A 26,231-nucleotide genomic window follows, 5' to 3' on the forward strand; every position below is an offset into this window, starting at 1 on the left:
CCTATAAAGCACATTTACTTTAACAATTATTAATTCTTGGCACGCCTCAAAACGCCATCTTAACTTAAAGTAATGTGATATGGGAAAAGAAGTTCTTGATTCCACGCTGGTCTCTAGTTATATCAAGGGAGATGAAACAGCAATCGAAACGTTGATAAACAAACATCAACAACGTATTTTCAGTTTTATTTATTCAAAAGTACTAGACAGAGACGTAACCGAAGATATCTTTCAGGATACCTTTATTAAGGTTATTAATACTCTTAAACGCGGGAGTTACAACGAAGAAGGTAAGTTTTTACCTTGGGTAATGCGTATTGCGCATAACTTGGTAATAGATCACTTTAGACGTAGTAACCGTATGCCTAAGTTTGAGGATAATGGAGAGTTCAGTATCTTTTCTGTCTTAGGTGATGGTGCGTTAAATGCTGAAAAGCAAATCATCAAAAACCAAGTTGAAAACGACGTTAAGCGTTTGATTGAAGAACTTCCTGATGATCAAAAAGCTGTTCTTAAGATGCGTATTTATCAAGATATGAGCTTTAAGGAAATATCTGACAAAACAGGAGTTAGCATTAATACCGCTCTAGGAAGAATGCGTTATGCTTTGATTAATCTGCGAAAGGTAATTGAGAAGCACAACATAATTTTAACCAATTAAAATAATAAATTAGATAGTTTGGCGTTTTAGGTGTATATTAATTGCACTAAATATTTTTTATGCCAAACATTTACTCTAAGAATTCTTCAGAAATGAAAAACCTTAAACCGAAGCGAGAAACCTTGAGTTTCTTGTTAGGTTATTCGAAAGCACTGAAGGTGGTGAAGACCAAACAGATGACTTTCGATCTTATTCTGAATTGAATTTGACGTCACAAACGACCCTCTTAACGGAGGGTCTTTTTATTTTTAGGCATATTGTAATAGTCTTTAATTACTGACTTTCTCCCAATAGTTTTTGTAATAATATCCTTTTCTAAATCCCATCCTCGTGCTGGGCTATACTCTCTACCATACCAGATAATTTGAAGATGTAGATCGTTCCATTTTTCTTTTGGGAATATGCGCTTAGCATCCTTTTCTGTTTGCACCACATTTTTGCCATTGGTTAAATTCCAACGATACATAAGTCGATGTATATGAGTATCAACGGGAAAAGCTGGAATACCAAAGGCTTGCGATAGTACTACCGCAGCCGTTTTATGACCAACTGCCGGAAGCGCTTCTAAATCCTCATAATTTTGAGGCACTTTGCCCTCGTGCTTGTCTATTAAAATATGAGAAAGACCGTGAATACCCTTAGATTTCATAGGTGATAGGCCCACAGGACGAATAATATCTCTTATCTCATCGACAGTTAATTTGATCATATCATAAGGATTATCGGCTTTAGCAAACAGTAATGGAGTGATTTGGTTAACACGAACATCAGTACTTTGAGCGGACATTAAAACGGCAATTAATAAGGTATATGGGTCTTTATGATCTAAAGGAATAGGGATTTCGGGATAAATCGATTCTAAGGTATTAATAACGAAATCTACACTTTCTTTCTTGGTCATTTTTGTTTAATTTTATCTTATTATTATTAAACAATAATTTAAAGTATAAAAATAACAAATATGAATACATTATCAGTAGGAGACAAGGTTCCAAATTTCACATCTTTTGATCAAGATGGTAATAGTGTCTCACTATCAGATTTCGCGGGAAAAAAATTAGTTGTATTCTTTTACCCTAGAGCAAATACGCCAACATGCACGGTCGAAGCTTGTAATATAAGGGATAATTATAAGGAATTAACCGATGCTGGTTATTCAATTTTGGGTGTCAGTGATGATAGTCAGAAGAAACAAACCAATTTTCGAAATAAGTTCGAGTTTCAGTATCCATTGTTAGCCGATACCGACCGAAACGTCATCGAGGCTTTTGGTGTTTGGGGACCTAAGAAATTTATGGGTCGTGAGTTCGACGGTTTGCATCGCACAACCTTTGTAATTAATGAAGAAGGAGTTGTTGAAAAAGTAATTGATAAGGTAAAGGCAAAGGAGCACACCTCGCAAATATTAGCATAACAAATAAAAGGCCGGAAATTTTCCGGCCTTTTATTTTTCCTTACATCTTTATTTATCTTTCAACCACTTCTTTACCTGTAAAGCCGAATAGTTTCTTATTTTTGATTAGAACACCAATTCCGTCAGGTAACATTTCTTCCCAGCCTTCATCTTGTTCTTCGATCATCTGTAATACTTTACGTGAGAAGATGTGCATTACACTTTCATCAGCATTTTCAATATCCAGCACTTTACCGTTGTGCTTAAAGAACTTATAAAGCTCTTTCATTCTCGGATGCACTTTCAAGTTTGCGCTGGTAATTAATTCTCCTGATTCCTCGCTCTTCATTGGGTATAAGTATAGCTTAAGGTCTTTAAAGAATAACTTACCAAAGGCCTCCAAAATACCACCACTTAGGTTGCGATAGTATTTTTCGTCAAATATGTCTACGAAATTATTTACTCCCATAGCTAGACCCATACGATATTTGGTATATCTACTGAAGTATTCGACCAATTTATAATACTCCTGAAAGTTAGATATCATAACGGTTTGACCAAGTGAGCAAAGTAATCGTGCACGATCCATAAAATCTTGTTCATCAATTTCACCTTCGGCACGAAGGTTAGAAAGAGTTATTTCAAAAATAACTTCTGTCTTACTTTCCTCAACCTTATTTTCCTGGATAAACATTTCATACGATTTTTGAAACATATCCATGTTTACCTTAGTAACGGGTCTAAAACTGCCCCGCAATGCTAGGATATTTTTCTTATAAAGTAAGCTGGCGGGCAGAATATTGTTACCGTCAGGACCAAACATCACTGCTTCTGTAAATCCATTTTTAACCAGTTGCAAGCTCATCAACCTATTATCGACAGTTACAAATCTAGGACCAGAGAAGTTAATCGTATCTATTTCTAGCTGGTCTTTATCTAAATGGTCATATAAATATCGGAGTAATTTTTTCGGACTGTCGTACTTATAAAAGGCACCATAAATAAGGTTAACACCTAGTTTTCCTAATGTTTCTTGTTGTAGTTTAGCATCTTTTTCCTTAAAACGAATATGAAGTACAATCTCATTATAATCTTCCTTAGCATCTACTTGATATCGGATTCCTACCCAACCATGACCCATATATTTTTTGGCAAAATCGATGGTGGCTACCGTATTTGCATAGGTAAAAAACATTTTATCCGGATGCTTTTCGCGAACGATTCTATTTTCTATTAGCATCGTTTCGTGAGCAAGCATTTTTTTCAAACGCTTTTCAGTTACGTAACGTCGGTCATCCTCTATACCATAAATAGCATCACTAAAATCTTTGTCATAAGCAGACATTGCTTTCGCGATTGTTCCTGATGCACCTCCAGCTCTAAAAAAACTCCTAGCAGTTTCCTGACCCGCACCTATTTCTGCAAAGGTTCCATAAATATGTTCGTTTAAGTTGATTCTTAGTGCTTTATCTTTTGTTGATGGGATCATGTCAATTGACTTATCTCCCTTTAACGAAACTGCCATTAGTATATGGATTAGTGTTATACAAAAGTAATTATTTGACCAACCAAAATGAAAAAATCAACCTATTTTTGTACTATGCCAAATAAACAATAAAATGCTACAAATCTGTTTGTTCATTTTACTTCTTCCTTCATTGTAAAAAGCACGTGTATCTTATGATATGCAAGAATTTTACAGCTTTGTAAGAAGCAAAAGCAACTACACATCTTAAGCAGCATTTTAAAATTCATTTGGCATTAAACAATTTTTAGTTGAAAGTTACTTTTTTAGGCACAGGAACATCTCAAGGAATCCCAATTATCGGTAGCACGCACCCAGTGTGTTTAAGTGATGATTCTCGTGATAAACGCCTAAGGGTATCTGTGATGGTTGAATGGGATAATTATAGGTATGTTGTTGATTGCGGTCCAGATTTTAGACAACAAATGCTAACAGCACAGGTGCGTAATATTGACGGCATCATTTTTACTCATGAGCATAGCGATCATGTTGCGGGCCTTGATGACATTCGCCCTTTTGTTTTTAGACAAGGAGATTTACCTATTTATGCTTATGATCGCGTTTTAAAAGCCCTACATAAACGTTTTGATTATGTTTTTGATGAAGAGAATCGATATCCCGGAGCGCCAGCGGTGGTAGAAAATGAAATTTTTAACGAACCTTTTGTTTTAAACGAACTCAAAGTAATTCCGGTTTTGGTAAAACATGCCTCCTTAACTATTTTTGGATATCGTTTTGGTGATTTCGCCTATTTAACTGATGTAAAAACAATCGATCCAGTCGAAAGAGAAAAACTAAAAGATTTGGATGTTTTAGTGGTTAATGCGCTTAGAATAGAACCACATCCTTCTCATTTTAATCTTGAAGAAGCATTACAGTTTATTAAAGAAATCAATCCTAAACGCGCATATTTAACCCATATTAGTCACTTACTGGGCTTTCATGTCGAAGTAGAGGCACAATTACCAGAAAATGTTTTTTTAGCATACGATAATCTTACAATTACTATATAAATGAGAAGCAGAATTTTCTTGTACCTATTTGTTTTTACCGCATTATTAGCATTGTTTCTTTATGTAAACGGAAATAATGCTATGAAAATGCAGACAAAGAAACTCCTGAACTCTGTCGAGAATCGGCATGAACTAAAAGATTCCATCAAGAATTTACTTTTAGAAAACGAAGAATTAAACCGTTTTACATTGAAGGGCAATAGTGATGCCCAAGAGTATTTTAATGATTTATACATTGACAGTCTGGAATTGTACTTAAAAGATAAGGTGTATGAGTACAATGAAATTAAAGGCGATAACCCGCTAATTCCGTATGAAGGAATGGAAGGGGATATGAAAATAAATTCCATTAAAATTCTGAACCATCGTTGGATGATTGCTGAGTTTAGTGATGGAAAGTATTGGGGAGAAGTATTGCTTCGCTACTTTTACGATAATGACACCCGTAAGGTAGATATAGAGCGTATTGATGAGATATTGTTTGCTTTTTAAGTTTGATCTTTCGTGTATGTTAGGGCCTTAGAAAGTAGAATAGGAGTATTGCAACAAGTATTACGATATAAAACCATATTCTTTTTGAACTATGGGTAGGTAAAATATGAGACCCTCTATTAGATTGTCTTTGAAAAGACATACTTCGTTTACTGTCTTCCTTCAGATCAAGTAAGATTTCCTTACTTTCTTGAAAGCTTTCTACTTCGCCAGTTTTTAGGTGGACACCATCATAATGGTCAATGTTTTGATCGAGCTTGTCAATAATTTCTTTTGCATCTTTAAGACCGATGCCAGCATTTGTTCTTAAAAAAATGATGGCAGCCAACTTATTTTGTTTTAATATATCCGCTATGGCGGATTTGGGAATCACCTTATCGTTTATTTTTATGTCCATTAATACAATTTAGTAAACTTTATATTGATGCATTTAAATGTACTTGTAAACAAATTCGACTGTTAGCGCTAACCTTATTCCAGTTTTTGTTTTCTCTATTATAATTAGCTTCTTATTTATATAAATCTCCGTTCAAATACTTCAATCCTGAATCACAAATAACGGTTACAATCGTTTTTCCTTTCCCAATTATTTTTGCTCTTTGCATTGCAGCCCAAACATTAGAACCAGAAGTAACTCCACCAAAAACACCCTCAATTCTTGCCAACTTTCTTGCAGTTTTATACGCATCTTCATCTTTTACTGCAATTATTTCATCTACTAAATCCATTCTAAATATTTCAGGAATGAATCCAGCTCCCATTCCTTCAAGTCTATGCGTTCCTGCTGTGTCTCCACCCGATAAGGTTCGTACATTATACGGTTCTATTGGAATACATCTAATATTCGGTATTTCTTTTTTCAATACTTCTGCATTACCAGAGAAGCAACCACCAGTTCCGACACCTGTTATAAACTCATCTATGTTCGTGCCTAAAACAGCCATTATTTCATTGGCCATTTGGTGATACGCATTGCGATTATCAACATTTTTAAACTGATCTGTATAAAACGTATTGGGTTGGAGTGCTATCTCTCTAACTTTTTTGATTGCATTATCTATGACTCCTGCTGTTATTTTTCCATTTTCACTTGGCACTAAATCCAACTTTGCTCCAAAAGCTCGCATTGTTTGCAGTTTCTCTTTCGCAAAAGCGTCAGATGATACAAAATGGGCTTTATAGCCTTTTGCGGAACATATCATCGCCAAAGAGCTACCAGTACTTCCACCAGTGTAATCAACTACGGTACCACCTTTTTTTAATTCTCCTCTTCTTTCAGCACCTTCGATCATTGATATTGCCATTCTATCTTTCATACTGCCAGTAGGATTTGCTCCCTCATACTTGACATAGATATCGGCACAATTAGAATCAGTAAGGTGTTTTAATTTAATAAGCGGTGTATTTCCTATTCCTTCCATTTGTGTTTGATCAAATTGCGTGTAAAGGTCTAGTATACCAGTAGCTGAAAACCTACACTTTTAGTTCTAAAAAGTAAGTTACAAATTAAAACAGGAATAACATCGATGACAAAATTGCGAGTGGAGTACCTACAAAAGTTATATTGTAAGGAACGATTATATTTCCTCTAGCTCTCCATCATCAAAAACCCGGTAATACGTCTCATTTTCAATTAATAGTCCTTCAGATTTTCTATTTGGCCAGTTTTTATGATAATCTTTAGGATGTTGAACATCAATTCCTATTACCTTACCTTTAAACTTCTTGTTCACTTTTTTCTGTATGGTATGGCCTACTATAACATCTTTGGCAACCAACCGTGCAAGTCCTTTTTCAACTTCTTCTATACCTAGATCTTCTTTAAAATAACCACGATACCACGATGGACCTTTAAATGTAGATAGTAGTAACTGCTCGTTGCTTTTTTCTCTTTTTGGGTAAAAGGTATTCCGATAATTCGCTCTAACAATTTGGTTTATCTCATCAATTGTCAGGTCTGAGTTTGCTATATCTGGATGTATGCCTCCGTGTACAAAAAGATGGCCATTAATAAGTTCTACGGTGTTTTTACTGGCGAGCCATTTACCCATAAATGAGTTAGAGTCATACAAATTATACTGCCGCACGCCAAGTATTGCAGCAACATAATTATATTTTGGTGAAGCAGCCTCGTAATTGCCTTGTAAATTTTTGATCTCATGGTTTCCTAAAATGAAATGTACAGTGCCTCCATGTCTTTTCGCTTCTTGCTCTAGCTTGTAAATAAACCAGAGAACTTGGGTGGTAGAGAATCCTCTGTCCACAAAATCGCCAACTAATACAAGATGCCCCTTGCCAAAAGTCCAGTCGAGTTTTTGATTAATTACCTTGTTACTTATTAAAAAATCCCGAAATGTTTTGTAGCCACTTTCAATATCAGAAATAGCTAGAATTTTTTCACCATCTGTATAAGTTGCTTTTGGCTTTTCAATGGTGTTGTTTATTGAAAAGTCAAAATAAGTACCTTCTAATGCAAAATGGCATTTTGCTGGAATCTCTTTTGACGTTGAGTGCTTTTCTTGACTTACATAAAAGCCATCCTTTTGATTTCCTTTTACATACTGCACATTAAGCGTGGTGTCATTTTCATAAAAAACATATGGACCTTCATTATCCCAGTTCATTTTTAATGAATTGTCCCCATAATGGATGCCACCGTCTTCTGATAATAGAATTGAAATTGCTGCTATCGATACTAATAATAGTGTCCCGAAAATGTGCTTTAAATAGCGAAAGATTCTTTTTTTCATTGTAATAAGTTTTAATGATTATTGTTCGTTTTTTGATAATGCGAATATGAAATGAAGGAATGGTTGGCTAAAGAAAATGTGATGAACTAATTGGTACTTGTGATACAAAACCATTTTGCTAGTAATTCGTAGTCCATCCCTTTCGTAAGAACTTTGGTCACACTAGGCAAGAGGTTTATCACATTTTGTTCAACAGTAATTAGGTTTTAACTTATTTTGTGGCATGCGTTTCAAACTAGAAAAAAGACAAAAACTGATCATTGCTATAGTTGCATTAGGTATAGCACTTGTACCCATTATAATTACCGCTTATCAATTGCTTACCACCTCTGACCAATCGGTCGTTTTTTTAGAAAGTTTTCATCCGATAGTCGCCAGAGTTATTGAGTTTTATTACATACTGCTATTACTAATAGGATGTGTTTGGGTTGTATTTCAAGTCAAGGATATACTGACATTGAAAAATGAAAACAAAAAGAATGAATTGCTGCATTTACAAAGTCAGGTAAACCCGCATTTCTTTTTTAATATGCTAAACAATTTATATGGGTTAATTGATGTGGATTCGGAAAAAGCAAAGACGCTCATTTTAAAACTCTCCGAATTAATGCGTTATAGTATTTATGAAGGCGAAAGAACAATGGTATCTCTTGATGAAGAGATTGAATACCTAAAAAACTATATCGAATTGCACCGAATGCGATATCACAAGGAAATTGACATTACATTTGATGTTGAAGTTGATGAAGACGATTATGAAATAACGCCTTTGCTTTATATTATTCTTGTAGAAAATGCTTTTAAACACGGTGTCGAGAATTTGCAGGAAGATGCATATGTCAGTCTAAAACTAAAAGCCTTAAAGGGAAAAATCTCTTTCGAAGTGATAAATAACTATGATCAGGCAGAACTGCCTCAAAAGCCAGGAATAGGGTTACAAAATTTAACGCGTAGGTTGGAACTAGTATATCCTAATAAGCATAAGCTTACTTTTACTAAAAACGATGCTATTTATACCGCTAACTTACACTTAGATGTATGATTAAATATCTTATTATAGATGACGAACATATAGCCCACGATATCATAAAAGGGTATTGTGATAAGATGCATAGTATGCAATTAATGAAGCATTGCTATGATGCTTTAGAGGCCTTGGATTATTTGAGAGAGCATCAGGTAGACTTAATTTTCTTGGACATAAATATGCCCAAGTTGAAAGGATTTGAGTTTTTAAAAACACTAAAGAATCCTCCCAAAGTGATTGTAACGACAGCCTATCAAGAATATGCATTGGAAGGATATACTTTAGATGTAATTGATTATTTATTAAAGCCCTTTAGTTTTGAACGCTTTTTAAAAGCTTTAAATAAGGCTACCGCTGAAAAATCAATCAATTCGCTTGATAACACTAATTCGATGGAAGAGTCGGAATTACTCTTTCTGTACTCCGAGAAGAAACATACACAAATAAATCGGAACGATATTCTTTATATTGAGGCAGCAGGCAACTATGTGAAGATACACACGTCTAAAGAACTATTTACCATCAGAGATAAAATCTCGAATATTGTTAAAAGACTTCCTGAAGCTAAATTCATTCAAGTACATAAGTCCTTTGTCGTTTCTAAACAGCATATTAATATAGTCGAAGGAAACAGAATTAGGATTGCAGACTCCATTCTCCCAATTGGTAAGCTGTACAAGGAAGAAGTTAATAAACTACTGCACTAAACTCTTTAGGAAAATGTGAGAATGCAATGAGCTATACAGGTTGCTACAAAACGTTCTTTACATTACATAAATTTGAATCCATTCCCTAGCTATGATTGTTATACAGTGTCGTGCTTAGTGCATTCTTTCGTTTAGATTCATTTCCTTAATATCAAAATAGCATTTTTCACAAACCAATTTTATTTTGGCAAAAGCCATTGACTCCTCATTCCAACCACCTGTTTTAATTCTCACTTTTTCGCATTCAGAACACCAAGCTTGAAAATCATCTTCCCCATCCAATTCCATTCCAGGATAAGTTTCGAATGCTTCTTCAAATCCAGTTTTTGATTCTGTATTCAAGTGTTGACAGATAAATGCTTTTCTTAATTTTCCATGAACTCCGCATTCAATTAATCCATTTTCTATTTTCTCAACTTCTTGTTTAGTTATCTGTTTCGTTAAAAGAAAATATATTTCTAAATGTTCACAAATGACTCTATAAGTTCCAATTCCACCAATTATGTCAAATGCAACAGCGGTAAATTCCCAGCCTGTAAATTCGTTTCCAGCGAAATGTGCATTAGTTAGATTTTGATACTTCTTTTTTTCTCCAAAGCGCTTGACTTTTAAGGTTCGAAATTTTCTTGGTTCAACTGAATCTTCATTCGCCCAAGCCCACATCCAAGTATTTGTATTGCGCGAAAATGTTCCGATTGGAATATATCTGAAATAAACCTCTTTGTCATCTGAATAAAGCCTTAATGTTTCAGTCGATTGATTATAGAACCAATTCGCATAACTATCAATATCATATTTTGCCCTGAAATTGTTTTGAAATTCAGTAAGTCTTTGACAGAGTTTTTCAGTATATTTTTCGTATTTCAGAGCTCTAAATATCAATTTATCTCAATTTTCCTGGCATGAAGCACATCGGATTTGTATATGAACGTTGCCGTTTGTTTAGCTTGAAAGTTAATTAAAAAATAGGATTTTAAAGTAGGAGAGAAGTGCCATTTTTTTTGATTGAATTGGCAATGTTTTATATATGGTGTTGCCATTTCGTTGTTTTTTCAGAGTAAATTATTTGTCTTAATTCGGTTTTCGGCTTTTCCGATAGAGTAAATTCCGTCCGCGTCTTATTTCGTAATATTTAAAATTTCACTTATGCCATTTATAATCAATTTCATAAAATTCTCCCAATTATATATATTAGACTAAAAGCACTAATAAGAGTCATAATTAAAGCAATATAAAAATGAGGTTTGTTTTCGTGATTCACTATTTTATATTTATTCTTACTTTTTAAGTATGTAATTGAGATTTTTTTATAATGCACATAATTTGGCATACTTTGATTTAATGTTTCTTTAATAAGTTTTTCATTATCATAAAACTCAATCATCGGCCAATAGGAAATTCTATCACTTCCATCTTCTCCCCCTCCCATTTCAGTTTGTTTAAGACCAACCAATGTAGCAGTAGTATTTATTCCTTTATTGATAATATAAAATCTTTTAAAAAGACTTCTAAATCCTAAAATAAAAATGAATGAAAAAATGATAATTGCTATAACTGAACCTGTTCCCATTTATTTATAATTTTTATACATTTTTTTTCAATTTTGAGTTCGTTCCTCAATGAATGGGAACTTGCTATATCAACACTAAATATACTGATATCCCATTAAAAACCTCTTCATAATAGGAGCGAAGCGATGTTATTTCAATAATAGAAAAACTATAAACGAGCCTTCAACCAGTCTCTAAACTCATAAAAGTTTTGTGGTGCGACGCCATGACCTACAGGAAATTCTGAAAAGCTGTTTTTAATCTGTAATCCGTTTAAAAAAGCAGGGGTTCTTCTTGCCCAATCAACTGGAATAACTTGATCGACACTACCATGTGAGCAGTAAAAATCGAGATGTACATAGTTTTCAGGCTTCCTATCTTTTGGTAGAATATCAACATTGACATAACCGCTTAACGCAACAATGTTTTTAACCTTTTTAGGGTATTGTAGTGCAACAGCGTAGCTTAATATTGCACCTTGGCTAAAGCCTAGTAGATTGACACTGGTGCCGTCTACAGGGTATTTGGCTATACATTCATCAATAAAAGTGGCAATAAGGTCTCGAGAAGCAATGGCTTGCTCATCATCAGAAAATTTACCGCCATTGGCATCAAAATTAATGGCATACCAAGCATTACCAAAAGGTGGAAGGGGGTAGGGCGCCTTTACCGAAACAATGAATAGTTCATCTGGTAATTCACTAGCAAACGAAAAAAGATCCTCTTCATTACTACCATAACCATGCAGTAGAATTAAAAGCGGGGCTTTTTCAATTGCAATTTTAGGTTTACGAATTAAATGGTCTAATGATAGTGAGGTTTCCATGAAGTTTTATGAGTTGTGACTTTTGTTTTTGAAATCTGAATATAGCGGTCTAGATAGGTCTTCCCGACTACTCGGGACTCGACCAGACATTTTATTGGTTGGTAACAAGTTTGTTGTTTGAAAAGATTCCATAAACAGATCCTTTTAGTTCTTGTCCTAAAAAGGCACTGTTTTTTGAGGTGGAATGAATATGATCTTCACTAAAAGTATAAGCAGTATCTGGATTGAAAAAAGTTAGGTTAGCTTCAACTCCTTCCCCTATAGATGGTGATTCGATTTTAAATCGTTCACGACCTTTGATTAATAGTTCGACTGCTAATTCCGTGTCAAACAAACTATTTAAAGCTCCGAATGCTGATTCAAGACCTATTGTCCCATTTTTGGCATGTTCAAATGCCACTTTTTTATCTTCAATATCAATAGGGCTGTGATCGGATGTGACCATATCGATTACACTGTCTTTTACAGCTTTGATGAGTACTTTGTTATTTTTTATGGTACGCAACGGAGGAGACACTCTTAGATTCCCATCAAATTGATCTAACATCGAGTCATCTAAAAACAAATTGTGGATTGCAACACTACAACTCACATCAATTCCCGATTTTTTTGCATTCTTTATCTGAGCTACTGAGCCATCAGTCGAGATGGTAGGTAGGTGTAGTTTCCCTCCTGTATATTCAGTTAAATAGATGTTTCTGGCTATCTGTATTTCTTCAGCTAATGGCGCGATTCCTTTTAAACCAAGATGTGTACTCGATACATCTTCATTTGCGACACCACTTCCTTTGATTTTTTCATCTTCAGAAAACATGCAAACTAGTGTATCACAGGTTTGACTATACTGAATCGCGATCTTAACTAAATTTGCATTGGAAATGGATTTTTTATAATCGTAAAATCCAACAGCTCCCGACTTTTTCATATCATAAAGCTCGGCAAGATCGACACCTTTGCTACCTTTGGTTAAACTTCCTAATGGATGAATACGCACTGCGTTAGACGAAGTCGTAGTCTTGATATAACTCACATCAGTTGCACTGTCTATAACCGGATTGGTATTTGGGTTTAGGACAATGTCGGTAAAACCAGATAAAGCCGCTGTTTTTAGTCCGTTTTCTAGTGTTTCACGTTCTTCGTAACCCGGCTCACCAAAGCTTACACTGCTGTCAAACCATCCTAAAGAAACATGAAGGTTATCGCGTTTAAATTCTTTGAAATTAGCTGGATTATCGATCTTAGATCGGATCTTGGAGATAGTGCCTTTTTCTATTAAAATATCTACTTTTTTGCCATTGTACTTGCTGGCTTTGTCAACAATAGTAGCCGATTTTATAAGCAGATTCATTTATAATACTTTAAAATTATCATTTCTAATAATAGGCATAACGCCGCAAAAATAGCAAACCATTTCCAAAGTGCATTCACCTCGTATTTATTTTGTATTTCTTGAAGGGTCTCACTAACTGAATTCGAGATCGAAAATGCATTTTTATCGAGTACATGATATTGCAATTTACTTTCCTTTCTATCGTAGTTATAGCTTACTTCTTGTAGGGTTATATTATTATTTGTTAGCTGATACCTTCCAGATAGATCCGGTTTATCAGTCGTATTTATTTCAACACGATTGGTGTAAACACGTTGTAACGGAATCAAGTTGATGTTTTCATTGCTAAGGGCTATAATTTGATCTTGGGCAATCGCAGCTTGAACATCATAGCTGTTATCTGCACCTACTGTATAGTAAAGGCTCGGTAACTGTAAGCTTTGTTTTCCCATTTTATAAAAGATAGGAGCAATTAAAGGCGCATTTTTGAAATTTCCATTTTCGACGCTTAATGAGGCTGTAAACAGGAAGCCAGATGTGCCTAATTCAGCTAAAAATGCCGTTTTATTATCGTATTGCAATAGACCATTAGTACTCGAAAAACCGTAATGCGTATTAACCGTAGGATATTGAAAATTTGAAACTCTTTTATCAAAAATGCCTTGCATAAAAGGGTGATCAAAAACGATCTCTGTTATTTTCCGACTTTGTTGTTTCAGATTAAGGAGTGGTCCAGAAGCTAATTCTTGAAGAAAAGTGTTGTAGGAGTTTAAATTAATATCTTGACTAGGTATCACAATTAATGTACCTCCCTCATCTGTAAATTGTTTTAAAGCTGTATTAAGCGATAGAGGAATTTGAGTCAATTCATTTAGCACAATCAAATTCTGATCAGTTATTACATTATAATTCAGTTGCTCAAATGCAGTGGATTGCAATACAAATTCATCTTCTGTATAAATTCGTTTTAAAAAAGAATCATCTGCTTCGTTTATTGCGAGTACTTTGATTTTTTGTGGTTCATTGATACTAAAGAACAACTCATTATCGAATGGAATATTGGCATCTTCAATACTGATTTTTCCTTGAATTTTTTTATTTATGGGAATGACGAACTCCGCAGTTTCCTGGCCATCAGAAGAAATTGAAACTGCTGTTTTAGCCAGTAAGTCATCGCCATCATATAAAGAAATGGGAATATCGGCAATTGCATCACCTTGATTGCTAATACCGACACTAATCCTGAAGTCGTTTGCATTGCTTTCACTAATATAGACGGTGTCAAGAGCAATATTGTTATTGTTAACCGCTTTGAGTTGTACTAAATCTAGTTGAAATGTACTGTCTTTTTGCTGCTGAATACCAATATCATCTTGTTGAAAATCGGATATGACCACAATATTATTGGCACCGACATTTGCATTATTAAATAGTGCCTGACCCTTAGAAACAACTTGGTTAAAGTTTAACTGACCATTACTAAAATCCCTTTTTAATAGTTGATCTCTTATATCTTTAGTCGTTACATCTTTAAAAGTTGTTGTGTTCGTAAACAGTGTAATAATCTCTTCTTCAGGAATAGTCTGCAGCAGTTGTTGTACTGCTTGATCATACAGCGGTCCATTAGCTCCTTTGGCCTGCATGCTAAAGGAGTTGTCAAGATAAATAATCTGGTTTTTCTTATTGTTTAAGGCAGCTTTATTCGCAATAAAAGGCTGTGCAAATGCAATAATTAAAAAGGCTAATGCAAGCAATCGAGTAAGTAAAACCAACCACTTTTTTAATTGTGAACTTTTACGGGTTTGCGCTGTAACTTCCTTTAAAAACTGGACGTTTGTAAAAGCGACTTTTCGAAATTTCCGAAGCTGAAATAAGTGAACAATAATGGGAATAATAAGCAGAAAAAATGCGTAAAGAAGTTCCGGGTTTTTAAACTGCATATTCGTTTTTCAGATGACAATACCATTTTGACCTTGAAATAGCACTAATAAATTGTTTCTTTTTCAGTTAGTCTTCGTTAAAAAATGTAACCGTAACTAAGGCTATGCTTAGATTTTTTGCCTTGAATAACTGAAAAATAAATTCAATTTCTATACGCACGATTTCAAAATCAAAGCGGTATAGCAAATATAGTAAATGAAGCTAGATGCCGAATGATGCAAATAAGTTTTAGGGTAATTTTATTATTTGATTGAGATTGTTAAATGGAGAAGGTTCTCGATACGATTTCTCCTATCGTCGAAATCACTCGAACTGACATATTAGCTTATCGATTAAGAACTACTGTCAGTTCGAGTGGTTTTTATTGATCCCAAGGATTCGGGGGAAATAAAAATTGTATCGAGAACCCTTCAATCAGATATAAGTACTAACCAAACATGAAATAGTCAACCATTGGCTTCATGTGGTGCTTATTCATATAGGCAGTGATTTCCTGTTGCGCTTGTTCATTAGCAACCGTTACAATACTTTGTGGATTTTCTAGCTGTTCTAGATGCTGAAAAGGCAGCATCTCCTGCCCGTAAATCGACTTTCCGATCTTCTTTGGGTTATCGCATATCCAATTGAATGGGATACTACGATCAATCAATTTCTTAGCGATTGTTTTTCCTTTAAAACCAGCGCCCCAAACCACTAAATTTTTACTTTGTTGATAGTCCAACTCTAGAAAATATTTCAGCTTAATATCTAGAAAATAGTTTTGGGCATAATGTTCGTGGGTACGCGAGGTACGAGTAGGGTAGTCGCGCCAGTAATGCAATAAGTTTCTACTTGCTATACACTTAAATTGATGCTTATAAAAACGAAATGTTAGGTCATAATCCTCCGGGTAGTCATTAGGATTAAAAGCATCGCATGCCAATAGATCGCTTTTATACAACATCCAACAAGGGGAAGCAATCGAGCATTCTTTGTATATCTCGGAATAATTACTTCCAGCTTCAGTCAGTTTATTTAACCATTTTTCATACCGATCATAACCATCACTAATACCAGCTTCTGAGAAATATTTTACCAACCCTAAGGCAACATGACCTTTTCCATGTTTTTCGAGATCATTTGCCATAAAGTTGAGCTTCTCTTGATGCATAATATCATCAGAATCCATGCGTGTAATAAAATCACCAGTGCTTAGGGAAAGTGCGTAGCGCAAGGCTTCAATAATCCCATTTCCTATGTTATTCACCACTTGAATTCTTTTATCCCTGCTAGCTAAGCGCTTGCAGACGGCTACGCTATTATCAGTTGAATGATCATTTACTAAAATGAGTTCCCAATTAGTGTATGATTGATTTATAACGGATTGGATACAATCTTCAATAAACTGATCCGTGTTTTTAAAAGGGGTAAGTATGGAAACTTTTCTGGATTTCAAACTAATGATCGAGGTTTAAGATAATAAGTGAATCGAATTTACACCTCCCTTAATCGCTCCTCAAGGAGGGAGATGACTTGTTTCTTTAAAAATATATCGAATTACTTAAAGATCAAGATTCTGAACTAGAAAGATTCATTCTCATTTCAATTAGGTGCTTTTCAAAACCAGCTTTCTTATAGGCGCGTATTGCAGGTGGGTTTTTATCGTAGACCGTAAGTCTAACTTCGCTGATACTTCTGCTTTCAAACCAGGTGTTTATAAAATCTATAATCATCTTAGCAACACCTTGCCCACGATGTTCTTCTGAAGTAAACATAAAACCTATATAACCGTAATAGGGATATTTGAAATAATCTTTATTCTTTCTTATTTGGCCATAGCCACTACCTACAATCTCATTTTCGGTTGCTACCACTACAACATAAGTGTCGTCTTCCTTGATGTATGATTCGAGGTCATAATAAATGATATGATCGTCTTTTAGTGTAGGGTCCATTGGCCTTTCAGCTTCAATAATCCCCTGCAAAAAACGTTCTAAAACCGGCAAATCTTGTAGAATTGCCGGTCTAACATGATATATATTACTTTTTGTCAATTCCGTATTTTCCAGGTCCAGCCAATAGAATGGTCAGAAAACCGATTAGATATAATAATGCCTTTTCTTTTACATCAATAGGATCAGCACCATGAACTACGAAAGCTGCTACTGCCATAACCATAACAGGCAGAATACTCGCTATACGAGCTCGCAAACCTATGATAATTAATAAAGGACATAGAACTTCTGCCAATATTGTAATTATTAAATTAACAATTGGTGGTAATCCGAAAAGACCTGAAAATTCAGTATTTCCGTTAATCAAGTTTTGTAATTTAGGAATACCATGAGTGAGCATTAATCCGGAAATTCCGACACGTAAAATTAGTAATGCTAAATAGGGATACTTAGACTTCATATTTAATATGGTTTGGTTATTTATGTTTAATATTTGGCAGATTTGCCATTGGTTGTAGTCTTCTTTATAAAATCGCGGATATCATCATTCGCATTTTTTAAATCTTCTGCTCTTAAGTACATCATATGACCCGATCGATAGCCTTTAAAACTTAGTCGATCTTTCATTTTTCCGCTAGGGTCAAGCTGCCACATCGTATATTTCGCATTGAAGTAAGTTGTCGCTCCATCATAATAACCAGATTGAAAAAGCACATTCAAATATGGATTCTGAGCCATTGCTTGGCGCAAGTCTTCTCGTGTATTGTCATCATCAAAATTCCAAGGACGCACTGGACCAAACATATTGTACTTCAGGTCGGTTTTAAATTTTAAAACCTCTCTTGTATAGTAATTTATTGCTGGAGTAAACGAATGTAACCACGAAGTTAATTCAGAATTAAAATCTGGTCTTGTACCGGCATCCATTTTATCGATTCCCTTATAGCGTGAATCCAAACGCCCAACAGTAAAACCTTTATCACGCATAAGCTCTTTCCAATAAAAACTAGTAGGTACTACTAAGTTATGTCGTAGAATCGATTTTTCTGATAAACCGGAATAGGTTGCAAATTTTTTGGCAACTGCATTTTTTTCTGTTTCACCGATAAACCCGCCTTTTGCTATTGCAGGAATTAGGGTGTTGATAGTGTAATTTTCAACTTCGGGTAAGATGTCATTTAAATCTTTTTGTTGAAGCGATGGAGATAGCATTTTTTGATGCCATGCTGCTGCTGTATAATAAGGCAAATTAAGTGAAGCTGAAACAGGTCCTCCAACACGAAGTACTTTGTAATCTGCTGGAGACACCATGATTACACCATTTAGATACATCCATTGTCTATTTTGAAGTGCTAAAGAAAGTCCGGCTACACGTGTGCCGCCATAGCTTTCTCCAATAATATATTTAGGAGAGCGCCAGCGATTATTTCGACTTACGAAGGTGTCAATCCAATCTGCCAAATATTTGATGTCCTCATTCACACCGAAGAATATTTTTTTGTCTGGCATCTTACCTTCTTTGTCTGGAATCATTCTGGAATAGCCGGTATTGACAGGGTTTACAAATACGATATCCGCTACATCTAAAATAGAATGAGGATTATCTTTTACACCATAAGGTTGAATAGGATAACCTTCATCGTCAATCTTCAAAATTTTTGGGCCTGTATAAGCCAAATGCATCCAAACTGAAGCCGAGCCTGGCCCACCATTAAATGAAATCAAAAGTGGGCGAGTGGTATTGTTTTTGACGCCCGATCGCTGATAATAAGTATAATACAAACTGGCAATGGGCATTCCTTTCTCATCCCAAACGGGCTGGGTACCAGTAGTTGCTTTATATGCAACTGGTTTACCTTTTATAGTTACTGTATTGGCCGTTACAATGGTAGTATCTATTGGTAGTATTCGTTCTTGTGCATTAAGTGCGACTCCAAATAAGAAGAATAATGAGAAAAAACGTAAAGCCTTTAACATAGTGTATATGGTTAATTAGAGACTTAAAAGTACTATAATCAACAGCAACTAAAAAATAGAGATGGTTAGCTTATCCGTTTGGCGATAGCTCATTATGTTGAATCCAATCAAAAGCATCTTCTAAACTTTACATTTCCTTTAAGTTAATGTCATGGATTTCAGTATATACTCAATTATTGTTCTTTGGGGCAATTCAAGAACAATAATTATTTTCAGTTAAGGGCGTAAGGGCGCCAATTGTAATAACAACAATCTATAATAAAATGCTCTTGATTAGAGTTCGAGGGACTTACTATGTAATTAATTGGGCTAACAATTGAAAAATAATATCACTTTTATTATTCTATGGGGTCACTTAACGCTTTCATAAAGAGTACAAGGTCATTTACCTCATTTTTCGATAGCTTAAGTGCGTCTGGTGGTAAGGTTTGCGCTTCTAGATTAATTCCTATACCAGCTCCGCCACCTCGGTTATAAAAATCAACCACTTCCTCCAGAGTATTGTATACACCATTATGCATATATGGACCAGTCATGTCGACGTTTCGTATAGTAGATGTTTTAAAGAAATACTTGCGCTCTTCAGTTTTGTAGACTTCATAAGCCCCTAGGTCAGTATCAACAATGGCATTTATAGTATCGTTGAATTTTGGTATGCCAATCAATTCCATTTCAGACTCTTTATACAGTATAGGAACAGTACCATTATAACTAGGAGGGAAGTGGCAGGTCGCACATTTCGCTTTGCCATGAAATAGATTAAAACCATTGATTTCTGATTCCGTAAGTGTACTTTCAATCCCATTTAAATTTTTATCCACTTTTGAATTAAACGGAGTTAAACTTCGGATAAATGTGGCAATGGCATTTCTAATATTCAGTTCGTTTGCTCCCTGCCTGTATAGAGAGTCAAATTGCACTACATATTCCTTATTCTGGTTTACGACTTCTTCAACATGCTTTAAGTTACTGTGGAACTCGTTTTCATTTTCTACAACCGAAATAATTTGTCCTTCTAAACTACCAGAACGGTTGTCATAAAAGAATCCTTTTTGTAAGGATGCGTAGAGTAAGGTTGGAGTGTTTCGACTTACTTTTTTACCAATTTTGAGCCCATCGGTATATTGTTTTTTGGGATTGTGACAGGTTGCACAGCTCATTGCCTTACCGTTTGATAAATCTTTATCGTGAAAAAGTTGCTTGCCCAGTGCTATTTTGCGAACGTTTAATGAGTCGAATTTTTCTCCGGAGAAATAACTTAAGTTAAAGGTTTTATCACTGTAAAGGGACGTAACATCGTTTTTGATTGAGCGATTAAAGGGAAAGGAAACATTCCAATCATCTACCGTCTTATTGAAGAGTAGTAAACCTGTAAACGTATGATTTTTCATAAAAGAGTAGCGATCAAAACTGTTGAATTCACCTGTTAGGTTAGCAACTGTTTTTTCGAAATGATTATTCCATTGTGTCAGAAGATTGGAATTCGAAAATCGTTCTTTATGCATACTGATGATATCCTGAACGCTTCTATATACCCATTGTCCTTCAGCTAAAGAATTTTCTAAGACTGGAGAATCGAAACCAGTTACTCCTGTTAATGACACCCGCATAAGCGCATCACGAATTATCCATAGAATATGGTGATCTTTTAGAAAAGATAGATCAGCATTGTTTTTAGTAAAAACAAGACGGTTTTTTGTTTTGACTGAATGAAAATGAATTTCATTTAGTTCTGGTTCATCAGCAAAAATAGTTTCCTCTAACACTTGAAAACCAGATGGTTTTTTGATTTTGATATCGGTAAAATCGTCTTCTTCAACCTTGGTAATGTTCGGTTGATTTAAAAACTTATAGTTTTCAGCATCAATATAAGCCAAAATGGGTTCGGCATATTTAAACTGTTTTCTAGCCTCTTTATATAAAATCTTTGCACTATCAATATCCTTCGTATTTGCAATTTTATCAAGCGCATTGATACCTAAAGCCAAATATTCTTGGTAGCGCTCTTGCAATTTGTGATTGAGGTCCTTTTTTTCAGTAATGGTTTCTTTTTCTTTTTTGCACCCTATAAGTAATAGGAAGAGGCTTATGATAACATAAGCCCCATTTAATTTTCCTAACAACATTAATTCTTAAAATTTGATTGTTTATCTAGGTAGTCCGTTTAAAACATAGAGCATACTACCTTCTTTGCGTGTTTCGTTTAATTGGGTAGCGTCTAAATCAGGAAAGGCAGTTGGATCGGTAAACGCAGATCCGTCTGATGGCTCCCAACCATGGTTTTGCGTAATTAAAACAAAACTACGGTCTTTATCTACCGTATCAGAGATGTCAATCATTCCTGTAATTTCCCAAATGCGATCAGTAGTGCCGTATCCTTGGGATGCCGCGGCTTCTTGATCACATTCAAGTACTACTTTTAATGTGCCAAAACGAAGGTCATACTGATATAAATAAGCAAAGTGCATTTTATCAGGGGTATCAAAATATCCGTTTGGATCTTCTTGGATGTACGCATAATTCTCAGTTACCAAGATATTATCTGGACTATGAAATTGTTTAGCAACACCATTTAAATTGTCGCCATCTAGCACTGGGGAAATAGTCGCTTTGGTTGGATCGTTTTTATCTAGAACGATTTTGTATATCCTACCGTATAATGTTCCTTTACCTACAAGACCGTCTTTTTTTCTACCAGTTACAACAACATATATTTCTCTTTGATTGGCTGCTGAACCACGACGCCAGTCGATATCTTCAACACGAGAAAAGCCCATTACACCTTTCGCTTTTGCTTCTGCGTCAAGCTCGGCCAATGTTCGCTCTTCAAGCTCTACAAACTCAGCTTCATAAGTTTGGCCTTCTTCCATATCCATTTCAAAATCGATACCTTCCGTTAGTACTTTTAAACCGTGTAATTTTCCACCATATAAGTCACCGCGGTCCGCCATGTACATGCCAATTTGACCAGAAGGAATTTCATTATTACTGTTATCATCCCCAATAAAGATTATAGTTTTATCAGGAAATGCATCTTTGCCAATAGCTACAGCATTTTCAGTGGACCATTGTCCCATAGAAGCTGTTAAGATTTCAGCAGTACCAGCATCGGCAGCATCTTTTCTTGGATCAGCAAGATAAACTCCTTTAGAGTCACCACCCCATTCGCCACCAGACAAATACCAGGGGCCAAAACCGTGTTCTTGAGGAGTAATTAGAGATCCTGAGCATTGGGCTGTGTTCGCTGATGCGTTCGCATTCATGATATACTCGCCACTAACTGGTTTAAATGTCTTGTCGAAGCTGATACGTGCAATAGAGTAGTCGGCTTCAATATTATTGATCAAACTGAATGTCCCATCATTATTTTTTAATAAACCTGCACCATCTGCCATACTACCGTAAACAAAGTTAGGTGATTCGGGTAGTGCATCTTCTGATGAAAGCATTGTATACACCTTTAATTTTGGGAAAGATGATGATACCTTTAAAAAAGAAGGTGTTGTCGAATGATTTTCGAATTTAACTGATTGTGATGGAACTCCATCGTCGTCTCCCGGTATTGGCAGATCATCTATAAATTCACAAGAAGTAAATGTTACCAGCATTGCGCTGAGTAGTAATTTTGAAAGCGTTTTCATTGGATTTTTGTTTGGTTTAATGTTGCTTAAAATTACCCTAAAAGCTGTTGTTGGGTTTTATAGAAATATGGTGAGATTATTAAGAAAAAGTAACCTTTAGGTTAGCCATATTACAGAATTGTAATCTAGGTATTAATAAGATTAACTGAATTAAAACTTCTCAAAAACACCTAAGCCAAATAGCGCAAAATCATATTTAACAGGATCTGTTGGATCCAGCTTTCGTAGGCTTTTATCAAGTTCTAATAAAGCCTTTGCGTCATTTTGTTTTCTTTTTACCAAGCCTAGTTTACGTGCTACATTGCCGGAATGCACGTCAAGTGGGCAGGAGAGTAGTGAAGGTGAAATGTTATGCCACAATCCGAAATCAACGCCAGCAGCTTTAGATCGTACCATCCATCTCAAAAACATATTTATGCGTTTGGCTGCAGAACCACGGTGCGGATCTGAAACATGTTTTTTGGTACGTTCTAGGTGAGGAATATCAAAGAATGTTTTTTTAAAATGATGGATTCGATCCTGGATGTTTTTCCCATTTTCAGCCTTACTAAAAATATGCTCAAGTCCAGCTTGTTGCGTGTATATGTGTTGTAATGATTTTATAAACTGACCTAGGTCATCACCATTAAAGGTTCTGTGCACAAAACTTTTTAAGCTATCAAGGTCACTTTCTTGATGGTTCATCACAAAATCATAAGGGCTATTATCCAGTACCTCCATCATTCGAGTAGCACTTTTGATAATACTCTTTCTATTTCCCCAAGAAATGGTGGCTGTTAAAAATGCGCTGATCTCCTTATCTTCCTTTAAGGTGAATTGATGCGGAATTTGAATAGGATCATCCTCAATAAATTTTGGATGCTCATAAAACGAAGCCTTTTCGTCAAGAAATTCCTTCAACTCAGCCTTATTCATACAATCTCGGGAAAGAAAGGTTTTAAAAGGTAAACACTACCTATAATGATAAAGTTATAACAACCATGAAGTAGGACAGCCCAGAAATAACCAAATCGCATGCATATATACGAGGCAAAGAAACCTAAATTAATCTGAGGTAATACTAATAAAGGAGTGAACAATAGTATTTTTGTGTTCATTTCAAAGTTGGTGATATGAATTAATCCAAAGGCAGCGACAAAAACATAAACCCAAATTTTAAAGTATTTTGAGTTCCGCAAACCCAGTAGAGGAGCTCTAAAGAACAGTTCTTCTATAATAGGTGCAACCACGGCCGCCGCAAATAGTACTATTAATGGGGATAAATTTTCAAATAATTCATTTACTGCATGTTCTTTCAAGTCAATTATTTCAAGCTCGTCAAGAATAGCAGAAATAGGCGTTAATGCAATACTAATGGTCATTGCCCATAACAATAGCTTTACAAAAATCCCAAGTTTAGCCCCAAGTGAAACTTCCTCATCCCAATGTGATTTGGGTTTCTTAACAAATTGAAATACTTCTTTAATCATGCGTTTTCGATTTTACCATCGACCATAATTAGTTTTCTGTCGGCCATATCGGCAAGGGCTTTATTATGAGTTACAATAACAAAAGTTTGCCCGAAAGTTTCTCTTAAATCAAAAAATAGTTGGTGTAGTTTCTCAGCTGACTCCGAATCTAAATTACCACTCGGCTCATCAGCAAAAATCAGCCCAGGATTATTAATAAGCGCTCTTGCAACTGATACGCGCTGTTGCTCGCCACCTGACATGGCATCAGGTTTATGGTGATAACGTTCTTTTAAACCAAGAAAATCAAGATATTTTTTAGCCTCCGCTTCAACCTTGTCTTTGTCTTCGCCTTTAATATAAGCAGGTATACATACATTTTCTAGAGCCGTAAATTCAGGCAACAATTGGTGGAACTGAAATATGAAACCGAGATTGGTATTTCTAAAAAATGCAATTTCACGATCGTTTAATCCAAGAACATCAACATTATTTATAATTAGACTGCTGTCATGTGGGTTTGAAACAGTATCTAAAGTACCCAATATTTGAAGTAGGGTAGTTTTACCAGCACCAGAAGCACCAACAATAGATACAATTTCCCCTTTTTCAATAGCGACATCAACTCCCTTTAAAACCTCAAGAGATCCGAACGACTTTTTTATGTTAGTTGCTTTAATCATTTACGACTAGTATAACGGACGTGAAAATAATTTAATCTTTTCAAATTGATCATTGTTCCGTAATATTTATTCCAACATAAAAATTAAAGAAACGTTAATTCCAAAAATCACTTTTAATATTGTTTAATAAATGTTATTTTTGGTTAAACAAAATAGATTAAATGGAAAACTTGAAAATTGCAACATTTGCTGGAGGCTGTTTCTGGTGTACCGAAGCAGTATTTAATGAAATAGAAGGTGTTCATAAAGTAGTCTCAGGATATACAGGTGGTCATATCAAAAATCCGGCATATCGCGAGATATGTTCTGGTAGAACAGGTCATGCGGAAGGAGTACAAATATATTATGATGAGACCCTAGTTAGTTTTTCTGATTTATTGGAGATTTTCTTTACAACTCATGATCCAACTACCTTGAATAGACAAGGAAACGATGTAGGAACACAATACCGATCTGCTGTTTTTTATAGTGATGAGTCGCAAAAAAGATTTACCGAACGTTTTATTGAACAACTGGAAGCATCTGAAGCATATACAAATCCAATCGTGACAGAAGTAGCCCCATTAGACATATTTTATGAGGCAGAAGCATATCATCAAAATTACTACGATGCTCATAAAGACCAGCCCTATTGTCAAGTAATTATTAATCCTAAATTGCGTAAGTTAGCTAAAGATTTTTCTGAAAAATTAAAAAAAGAAGCAGTAAGCTAAATCCCATTCATGCCTTATAAAAAATTCGAAGAATACAACATTCACGTTACGGATGATGTAAAGGACCGCTATAAAAATATCATTACTGATCTTGGAGAAAACGTCGAAAGAGAGGGTTTATTAAAAACACCTGAGCGTGCTGCCAAAGCAATGCAGTTTTTGACACAGGGTTATTATCAAGATGCAGCCGAAATATTAAAGAGTGCGATGTTCGAGGAAGATTACGACGACATGGTGATCGTAAAAGATATCGAGTTGTATTCGCTTTGCGAACATCACATATTGCCATTCTTTGGTAAAGCACACATCGCATATATTCCAAACGGACATATTGTTGGGCTAAGTAAATTGCCTAGAATAGTCGATGTTTTTGCAAGACGGCTGCAGGTTCAAGAACGTTTGACACATGACATATTAGAATGTATTAATGAAACCTTGAAACCTAAAGGAGTTGCGGTGGTCATTGAGGCTAGCCACATGTGCATGATGATGCGCGGTGTACAAAAACAGAATTCAGTAACAACCACTTCTGGATTTAGAGGCCAATTTGAAAAGATAGAGACTCGTAATGAGTTCTTAAAGCTTATCAGTTCTTCACTTTCTTAAATTATTATTGCTTT

Annotated in this window: 27 protein-coding genes; 8 read left to right on the forward strand and 19 right to left on the reverse strand. The window is 35.2% G+C overall.

The window, feature by feature from the left end:
• Positions 1 to 79 precede the first annotated feature (79 nt).
• Positions 80 to 661 (forward strand): RNA polymerase sigma factor, encoded by a 582-nt coding sequence (locus GWK10_RS04640; RefSeq protein ID WP_164029756.1) that lies wholly within the window; start codon positions 80 to 82, stop codon positions 659 to 661.
• 226 nt (positions 662 to 887) lie between these two features.
• Here GWK10_RS04640 and GWK10_RS04645 read toward each other — a convergent pair whose 3' ends face one another.
• Entirely contained in the window at positions 888 to 1,562 is a 675-nt protein-coding gene (locus GWK10_RS04645; RefSeq protein ID WP_164029757.1) for an endonuclease III domain-containing protein, read from the reverse strand.
• A 60-nt stretch (positions 1,563 to 1,622) separates the two neighbouring features.
• On the opposite strand from GWK10_RS04645, the gene bcp reads away from it, so the two are divergent.
• Positions 1,623 to 2,075, forward strand: a complete 453-nt coding sequence (bcp, locus tag GWK10_RS04650) for a thioredoxin-dependent thiol peroxidase (protein ID WP_164029758.1) — start codon at positions 1,623 to 1,625, stop codon at positions 2,073 to 2,075.
• Between the two features lie 52 nt (positions 2,076 to 2,127).
• Here the strand turns inward: bcp and GWK10_RS04655 are convergent, their stop codons facing one another.
• The gene (locus tag GWK10_RS04655) at positions 2,128 to 3,579 is read right to left on the reverse strand and encodes a TonB-dependent receptor (protein WP_164029759.1); all 1,452 of its coding nucleotides are present in this window, start codon (positions 3,577 to 3,579) and stop codon (positions 2,128 to 2,130) included.
• 251 nt (positions 3,580 to 3,830) lie between these two features.
• Here GWK10_RS04655 and GWK10_RS04660 point away from each other — a divergent pair, with 251 nt between their 5' ends.
• Positions 3,831 to 4,592, forward strand: a complete 762-nt coding sequence (locus tag GWK10_RS04660; protein ID WP_164029760.1) for an MBL fold metallo-hydrolase — start codon at positions 3,831 to 3,833, stop codon at positions 4,590 to 4,592.
• A complete protein-coding gene (locus tag GWK10_RS04665) occupies positions 4,593 to 5,084 on the forward strand; it encodes a hydrolase (protein WP_164029761.1) in 492 nt (163 codons plus the stop codon). It begins immediately after the preceding gene.
• Positions 5,085 to 5,103: 19 nt separating this feature from the next.
• On the opposite strand, the gene GWK10_RS04670 is transcribed toward GWK10_RS04665, so the two are convergent.
• From GWK10_RS04670 to GWK10_RS04680, 3 genes are all read right to left on the reverse strand, one after another.
• The gene (locus GWK10_RS04670) at positions 5,104 to 5,481 is read right to left on the reverse strand and encodes a hypothetical protein (RefSeq protein WP_164029762.1); all 378 of its coding nucleotides are present in this window, start codon (positions 5,479 to 5,481) and stop codon (positions 5,104 to 5,106) included.
• Positions 5,482 to 5,593: 112 nt separating this feature from the next.
• The gene (locus tag GWK10_RS04675) at positions 5,594 to 6,505 is read right to left on the reverse strand and encodes a PLP-dependent cysteine synthase family protein (protein ID WP_164029763.1); all 912 of its coding nucleotides are present in this window, start codon (positions 6,503 to 6,505) and stop codon (positions 5,594 to 5,596) included.
• Between the two features lie 156 nt (positions 6,506 to 6,661).
• Entirely contained in the window at positions 6,662 to 7,834 is a 1,173-nt protein-coding gene (locus GWK10_RS04680) for a metallophosphoesterase (protein ID WP_164029764.1), read from the reverse strand.
• A 223-nt stretch (positions 7,835 to 8,057) separates the two neighbouring features.
• On the opposite strand from GWK10_RS04680, the gene GWK10_RS04685 reads away from it, so the two are divergent.
• Both GWK10_RS04685 and GWK10_RS04690 read left to right on the forward strand, forming a co-directional pair.
• On the forward strand, positions 8,058 to 8,876 hold the full coding sequence (locus GWK10_RS04685; protein ID WP_164029765.1) for a sensor histidine kinase: 819 nt from the start codon (positions 8,058 to 8,060) through the stop codon (positions 8,874 to 8,876).
• Positions 8,873 to 9,568, forward strand: a complete 696-nt coding sequence (locus GWK10_RS04690; RefSeq protein ID WP_164029766.1) for a LytR/AlgR family response regulator transcription factor — start codon at positions 8,873 to 8,875, stop codon at positions 9,566 to 9,568. The genes GWK10_RS04685 and GWK10_RS04690 overlap by 4 nt, the downstream gene beginning before the upstream one ends.
• 114 nt (positions 9,569 to 9,682) lie before the next feature.
• Here GWK10_RS04690 and GWK10_RS04695 read toward each other — a convergent pair whose 3' ends face one another.
• From GWK10_RS04695 to GWK10_RS04760, 14 genes are all read right to left on the reverse strand, one after another.
• Positions 9,683 to 10,450, reverse strand: a complete 768-nt coding sequence (locus GWK10_RS04695; protein WP_164029767.1) for a DUF6882 domain-containing protein — start codon at positions 10,448 to 10,450, stop codon at positions 9,683 to 9,685.
• A 283-nt stretch (positions 10,451 to 10,733) separates the two neighbouring features.
• Positions 10,734 to 11,138, reverse strand: coding sequence for a hypothetical protein (locus GWK10_RS04700; protein ID WP_164029768.1), 405 nt, complete (start codon positions 11,136 to 11,138; stop codon positions 10,734 to 10,736).
• Between the two features lie 149 nt (positions 11,139 to 11,287).
• Positions 11,288 to 11,944, reverse strand: a complete 657-nt coding sequence (locus GWK10_RS04705; RefSeq protein WP_164029769.1) for an alpha/beta hydrolase — start codon at positions 11,942 to 11,944, stop codon at positions 11,288 to 11,290.
• A 91-nt stretch (positions 11,945 to 12,035) separates the two neighbouring features.
• Positions 12,036 to 13,292, reverse strand: coding sequence for a dihydroorotase (locus tag GWK10_RS04710; protein ID WP_164029770.1), 1,257 nt, complete (start codon positions 13,290 to 13,292; stop codon positions 12,036 to 12,038).
• Complete coding sequence (locus GWK10_RS04715) at positions 13,289 to 15,214, reverse strand: BatA domain-containing protein (RefSeq protein WP_164029771.1); 1,926 nt, start codon at positions 15,212 to 15,214, stop codon at positions 13,289 to 13,291. Before GWK10_RS04715 ends, GWK10_RS04710 begins: the two co-directional genes overlap by 4 nt.
• Positions 15,215 to 15,642: 428 nt before the next feature.
• Entirely contained in the window at positions 15,643 to 16,650 is a 1,008-nt protein-coding gene (locus GWK10_RS04720; RefSeq protein ID WP_164029772.1) for a glycosyltransferase family 2 protein, read from the reverse strand.
• A gap of 112 nt (positions 16,651 to 16,762) precedes the next feature.
• The gene (locus GWK10_RS04725) at positions 16,763 to 17,248 is read right to left on the reverse strand and encodes a GNAT family N-acetyltransferase (RefSeq protein ID WP_239540700.1); all 486 of its coding nucleotides are present in this window, start codon (positions 17,246 to 17,248) and stop codon (positions 16,763 to 16,765) included.
• Entirely contained in the window at positions 17,235 to 17,609 is a 375-nt protein-coding gene (locus tag GWK10_RS04730; RefSeq protein ID WP_164029774.1) for a DoxX family protein, read from the reverse strand. The genes GWK10_RS04725 and GWK10_RS04730 overlap by 14 nt, the downstream gene beginning before the upstream one ends.
• A 26-nt stretch (positions 17,610 to 17,635) precedes the next feature.
• Positions 17,636 to 19,126, reverse strand: a complete 1,491-nt coding sequence (locus GWK10_RS04735; protein ID WP_164029775.1) for a S10 family peptidase — start codon at positions 19,124 to 19,126, stop codon at positions 17,636 to 17,638.
• A 338-nt stretch (positions 19,127 to 19,464) separates the two neighbouring features.
• Positions 19,465 to 21,252, reverse strand: coding sequence for a cytochrome-c peroxidase (locus tag GWK10_RS04740; RefSeq protein WP_164029776.1), 1,788 nt, complete (start codon positions 21,250 to 21,252; stop codon positions 19,465 to 19,467).
• 21 nt (positions 21,253 to 21,273) lie between these two features.
• The gene (locus GWK10_RS04745) at positions 21,274 to 22,767 is read right to left on the reverse strand and encodes an alkaline phosphatase PhoX (RefSeq protein ID WP_164029777.1); all 1,494 of its coding nucleotides are present in this window, start codon (positions 22,765 to 22,767) and stop codon (positions 21,274 to 21,276) included.
• 150 nt (positions 22,768 to 22,917) lie between these two features.
• Positions 22,918 to 23,682 (reverse strand): TIGR02757 family protein, encoded by a 765-nt coding sequence (locus tag GWK10_RS04750; protein ID WP_164029778.1) that lies wholly within the window; start codon positions 23,680 to 23,682, stop codon positions 22,918 to 22,920.
• The gene (locus GWK10_RS04755) at positions 23,679 to 24,236 is read right to left on the reverse strand and encodes a CPBP family intramembrane glutamic endopeptidase (RefSeq protein ID WP_164029779.1); all 558 of its coding nucleotides are present in this window, start codon (positions 24,234 to 24,236) and stop codon (positions 23,679 to 23,681) included. Before GWK10_RS04755 ends, GWK10_RS04750 begins: the two co-directional genes overlap by 4 nt.
• The gene (locus tag GWK10_RS04760; RefSeq protein WP_164029780.1) at positions 24,233 to 24,898 is read right to left on the reverse strand and encodes an ABC transporter ATP-binding protein; all 666 of its coding nucleotides are present in this window, start codon (positions 24,896 to 24,898) and stop codon (positions 24,233 to 24,235) included. The genes GWK10_RS04755 and GWK10_RS04760 overlap by 4 nt, the downstream gene beginning before the upstream one ends.
• Before the next feature lie 161 nt (positions 24,899 to 25,059).
• On the opposite strand from GWK10_RS04760, the gene msrA reads away from it, so the two are divergent.
• Together msrA and folE are read left to right on the forward strand one after the other, a co-directional pair.
• On the forward strand, positions 25,060 to 25,611 hold the full coding sequence (gene msrA / locus GWK10_RS04765; protein ID WP_164029781.1) for a peptide-methionine (S)-S-oxide reductase MsrA: 552 nt from the start codon (positions 25,060 to 25,062) through the stop codon (positions 25,609 to 25,611).
• Between the two features lie 9 nt (positions 25,612 to 25,620).
• Entirely contained in the window at positions 25,621 to 26,217 is a 597-nt protein-coding gene (folE, locus tag GWK10_RS04770) for a GTP cyclohydrolase I FolE (protein WP_164029782.1), read from the forward strand.
• Positions 26,218 to 26,231: the final 14 nt, after the last annotated feature.

The sequence above is a fragment of the Spongiivirga citrea genome, from assembly GCF_010671565.1.
Lineage (GTDB): Bacteria > Bacteroidota > Bacteroidia > Flavobacteriales > Flavobacteriaceae > Spongiivirga > Spongiivirga citrea.